Origin of the sequence: Pigmentiphaga sp. (assembly GCF_019689535.1) — a bacterium.
Lineage (GTDB): Bacteria > Pseudomonadota > Gammaproteobacteria > Burkholderiales > Burkholderiaceae_B > Pigmentiphaga.
In genome coordinates this window covers 1-4,248 of the sequence record NZ_JADGHH010000247.1, presented here as the reverse complement: position 1 = coordinate 4,248, position 4,248 = coordinate 1, and the positions used below count along the sequence as shown (strand labels likewise).

Here is a 4,248-nt window from a genome sequence, read left to right as displayed (position 1 = left end):
CAGCAAACCCCACACTGAAACCCAAAGACAAGGACGGCTGCGCCGTCCGCGCTATCCTTCCCCGCCCTGAACGGCGGGGCTTGTCGCGCACCGGGTCAGGGTCGTTCACGCTGGCGGCCCCGAATGCGACGGTGCCCAGTACTGCTAGGAAGAAGGCGGTGTATCGCGCGGCGAACCAGGGCTTGTAGGCCTCCGTTCATGCAGAACGGAGAAGCATAACAGTGGCGCCGCGCCGGGGCCTGTGGCGCCCGTAGCCTATGCCTTGCGGGGATCCGTCTCGATGAATGAGGGACGTTGCGACAGTTTGTCGAGCAACCGGGCCAGCCGCGGGTGGTCCGAGCGCCAATCGTGCTCAGGGAAGCGGAAGTCCAGATAGCCAAGGGCGCAGCCCACGGCCACGTCGGCCAACGTATAGCTGTTGCCCGCGCAGAACGGCTTGTCGCCCAGGCCGGTTTCCATCGCCTCCAGCGCGGCGATGATCTTGCCTCGTTGCCGGGCGATCCAGCGCTCGCTGCGCATTCCTTCCGGGCGCTGGGTATGCTCGATCCGTATCAGCACCGCGGCGTCCAATAGCCCATCGGCCAAGGCTTCCCAGCACTTGACTTCCGCCCGGTCGCGGCCGGACTGGGGGAGGAGGCGGCATACGGGCGTGATGGTGTCCAGGTATTCGGCGATGACCCGCGAATCGAAGACCGCGCCGCCGTCCTCCATGATCAGGCAGGGTACTTTGCCTAGCGGGTTCGAGTCCTGGATGCGGGTGTCGTCCGCCCACACGTTTTCGAGCTCGAATTGATAGTCGAGCTTCTTCTCCGCCAGGACGACGCGGACTTTGCGGACGAAGGGGCTGGCCAAAGAGCCGATCAATTTCATAGCGCGAAAAGGGGAAGGCCTAAAATCGAGCCATCCGGCGGGCGTGGGAATGGGCCGCGGAGTATACCATTCAGACCGCTTGCGCGAATGCTGCGGTGCTACAATTTCTTTTTACTTTCAAGCGCTTATGAAAACTTCCGACCAACTCACCCCCCTCAATGCATTGTCGCCGCTGGACGGCCGCTATGCCAGCCGTGGCGCGCAATTGCGTCCGCTTTTGTCCGAAGCCGGCTTCATGCATCATCGGGTGCAGGTCGAAGTGGCGTGGCTCGTCGCCCTGTCGGACGCCGGCCTGCCGGAGCTCAAGCCGTTTAGCGTCGCTGCCCGCCAGCGGCTGGCCGAGCTAGTGTCCGATTTTTCGGAAGACGACGCCGCCCGCATCAAGGAAATCGAGCGCACTACCAACCACGACGTCAAGGCCGTCGAGTATTGGCTGAAGGAAAAAGTCGCCGACAACGAAGAACTGCGCGCGGCGGCCGAATTCATCCATTTCGCTTGCACGTCCGAAGACATCAACAACACGTCGCACGCGTTGATGCTGCGCGCCGCCCGGGACCAGGTGCTCGTCCCGTCGCTGCGCAAGGTCTACGACAAGCTCGCTGCGCTGGCCGACCAGCATGCCGACCAGCCGCTGCTATCGCGCACGCACGGCCAACCCGCCAGCCCCACCACCATGGGCAAGGAGTTCGCCAACATGGCGGCGCGCCTGGGGCGGGCCATCTCGGAAATCGAGCGGGTCGAGCCGCTGGCCAAGCTCAATGGCGCGACCGGTAATTTCAATGCCCACCTGGCGGCTTATCCGGAAGTCGATTGGGAGGCCTTTAGCGCGAAGGTGTTGAAGGGGCTCGGCCTGACCCAGAACCGCCACACCATCCAAATCGAGCCGCATGACTGGATGGCAGCCCTGTTCGATGCCGTGACGCGGGCCAATGTCATCCTCATCGATGTGAACCGCGACATCTGGGGTTATATCTCGCTCGGCTACTTCAAGCAGCGACTGAAGGCCGGCGAGATCGGCTCGTCGACCATGCCGCACAAGGTCAACCCCATCGACTTCGAAAACTCCGAAGGCAACCTGGGCTTGGCCAACGCCACCCTGCGCCACCTTGCCGACAAGCTGCCCATTTCCCGCTGGCAGCGCGATTTGACCGATTCCACCGTACTACGCAATTTGGGCGTGGCCTTCGGGTACTGCCTGGTGGCCTACGACGCGTGCCTGCGCGGCCTGGATAAGCTTGAGATCAACGCATCCGCCATCGATGCCGATCTGGACAGCTGCTGGGAAGTGCTGGCCGAACCCGTCCAGACGGTCATGCGTCGTTATGGCCTGCCCCAGCCCTACGAGCGCCTGAAGGAACTGACCCGCGGCAAGGGCATCAGCGAAGAAGCCCTGCGCGAATTCATCCTGGGATTGGAACTTCCCGAAGAACCGAAGGCCAGATTGTTGGCGATGACGCCTCGCAGTTACATCGGCCTGGCGGCCAAGCTGGCGCGATCGCTCTGAGCGTCCCTCCTATTGTTTCTCGCCGCATGGGGGAGGCTGGTGCTTCCCTCGCGGGGGCGCTTGGTTTAATTTCGCGGTACTCCAATTCTGTTCCGTTCCTCTTAGGAGCCCTTGATGAAGAAACTCGCGCGTGTACTGTCTGTAGCCTGTGTTGCGGCGGCGCCCTTGCTGGCTCCCGGCACTGCGGCCGCTCAGTTCGCCAAACCCGAGGATGCCATCAAGTACCGCCAATCGGTACTGACCGTCATGGCCAATCATTTCGGCCGCATCGCGCCGGTGGTGCGTGGCCAGCAACCGTATGACCCGGAGCAGGTCAAGGCAGACGTAGAGATCGTCGCGATGATGTCCAAGCTGCCGTGGAGCGCGTTCGGACAAGGTACCGAAGGCGGCGCCGCACGCCCGGCCGTGTGGTCGGAAGGCGCCAAGTTCAAGCAGGCGCAGGAGCGTTTGCAGGGCGACATCGCCAAGCTGGTCGCCGCTGCGCAGTCGGGGGACTTGGCCCAGGTGCGAACCGCCTACGGTGCGGTGGGAGCGAGCTGCAAGGCGTGCCACGATAATTTCCGCAACCGGTAATCGACTGAAATAGCTTTCGTGATTTGTAAGTGATTTGTTTCAAAAAAGCCGGGGCCATGCCCTGGCTTTTTTCATGGCGGAGCGGTCGAATACGGTGTCCCTCGTTTCAAGGAGGCCCCATGGCTTCCATTTCCCGAATCGCGTTTTGCCTGGCCGGGGCATTTGCCACCGTGACGCCTGCCGGGCCGGTTGCAGCCCAGGGCTCGGTGTCTGCCCGTAGCAGCCTGGCCCAGGCGGCGGAGCTCGAGCAGCTCGTCGCGCCCATCGCCCTGTATCCGGACGCCTTGCTGTCGCAGATTTTGATGGCGTCGACGTATCCGCTGGAGGTCGTGGAAGCCGCACGCTGGCGCAAGGCCCACCCCGATCTCCAGGGAGAGGCGCTGGAGTCGGCTTTGCAGGACCAGGACTGGGATCCCAGCGTGAAGTCGCTGGCGGCGTTCCCGACTGTGCTGGAGATGATGAACGAGCGCCTGAGCTGGACCTCTCGCCTGGGAGATGTGTTCCTGGCGCAGCAGGATGCCTTGATGGACACTGTGCAGGCCTTGCGTGCGCGCGCGCAGGCCGCGGGCAACCTGAATTCCAGCTCCGAGCAGACCGTCACGGTCACCCCCTCCTCGGGTGGCTCGACGGTCATCCGCATCGAGCCAGCCAGGCCCGAAGTGGTCTATGTCCCGATCTACGATCCGGCCGTCGTGTATAGACCGTGGCTCTATCCCGCCTTCCCGCCGTTTTATTGGCATCCACCGGGATACGCCGTCGCCGGCACGGTGTTCTCATTTGGCGTCGGGCTTTTCATCGGCCATGCGCTCTGGAGCGGTTATGACTGGCATGCCCACAGGGTGAAGGTGGTCAACGTTCATCACTACAACCGCTTCAATCGCACCCGGTTCAGCCACGTCGACTGGAAGCACGATCCGCATCACCGGCGCAACGTGGCGTACCGCCTGCCTTCGCACGGGCACGGTTTTCACGGCGGAGACTCCCGTTTTGCCAGTCGGGAGAATTATCGTCCGCGCGCAGACGGTTTTCGGCGGGAGTTGCCGCATATCGATCGCACGGCCTTGCATGACCGCGGCGCGGCTTGGGGCAATGGGCAACACGGCATGCTCCCGAGAGGAGCGCCCGGGCGGCCCCCGGGCCGCGCTGAGGAAGGGCCGCGCGCTTCGGGCCTCGATCGCCCGGTCCAGGGCGGCCGCCGCCCCAACATCTCCCCGCGCGGGCCGTCCACGGACCGGGGGCGGGACGTGACGGTGAGGGCGCCCGGCACTGGTGTGTCGCGGCCTTCGGGGGGCGTGCAAACG

Annotated in this window: 5 protein-coding genes; 4 read left to right on the top strand and 1 reads right to left on the bottom strand. The window is 63.9% G+C overall.

Annotation, left to right across the window (positions count from 1 at the left end; genetic code table 11):
• Positions 1-188, top strand: a 188-nt coding sequence (locus tag IRZ12_RS15990; protein WP_296470543.1) for a hypothetical protein, incomplete at its 5' end; no start/stop codon positions are given.
• A 67-nt stretch (positions 189-255) separates the two neighbouring features.
• On the opposite strand, the gene IRZ12_RS15985 is transcribed toward IRZ12_RS15990, so the two are convergent.
• Entirely contained in the window at positions 256-870 is a 615-nt protein-coding gene (locus IRZ12_RS15985; protein ID WP_296470540.1) for a glutathione S-transferase, read from the bottom strand.
• Between the two features lie 127 nt (positions 871-997).
• Between IRZ12_RS15985 and purB the strand changes: the two genes are divergently transcribed.
• The 3 genes from purB to IRZ12_RS15970 form a co-directional block, all read left to right on the top strand.
• The gene (gene purB, locus IRZ12_RS15980; protein WP_296470538.1) at positions 998-2,374 is read left to right on the top strand and encodes an adenylosuccinate lyase; all 1,377 of its coding nucleotides are present in this window, start codon (positions 998-1,000) and stop codon (positions 2,372-2,374) included.
• A gap of 114 nt (positions 2,375-2,488) precedes the next feature.
• Positions 2,489-2,947, top strand: coding sequence for a cytochrome c (locus IRZ12_RS15975; RefSeq protein ID WP_296470535.1), 459 nt, complete (start codon positions 2,489-2,491; stop codon positions 2,945-2,947).
• Positions 2,948-3,066: 119 nt separating this feature from the next.
• A partial coding sequence (locus IRZ12_RS15970) for a DUF3300 domain-containing protein (RefSeq protein WP_296470533.1) occupies positions 3,067-4,248 on the top strand: 1,182 nt, incomplete at its 3' end.

Coding starts and splice junctions, on each gene's coding strand:
- IRZ12_RS15985 (WP_296470540.1), bottom strand. CDS start 870: ATGAAATTGATCGGCTCTTTGGCCAGCCCCTTCGTCCGCAAAGTCCGC.
- purB (WP_296470538.1), top strand. CDS start 998: ATGAAAACTTCCGACCAACTCACCCCCCTCAATGCATTGTCGCCGCTG.
- IRZ12_RS15975 (WP_296470535.1), top strand. CDS start 2,489: ATGAAGAAACTCGCGCGTGTACTGTCTGTAGCCTGTGTTGCGGCGGCG.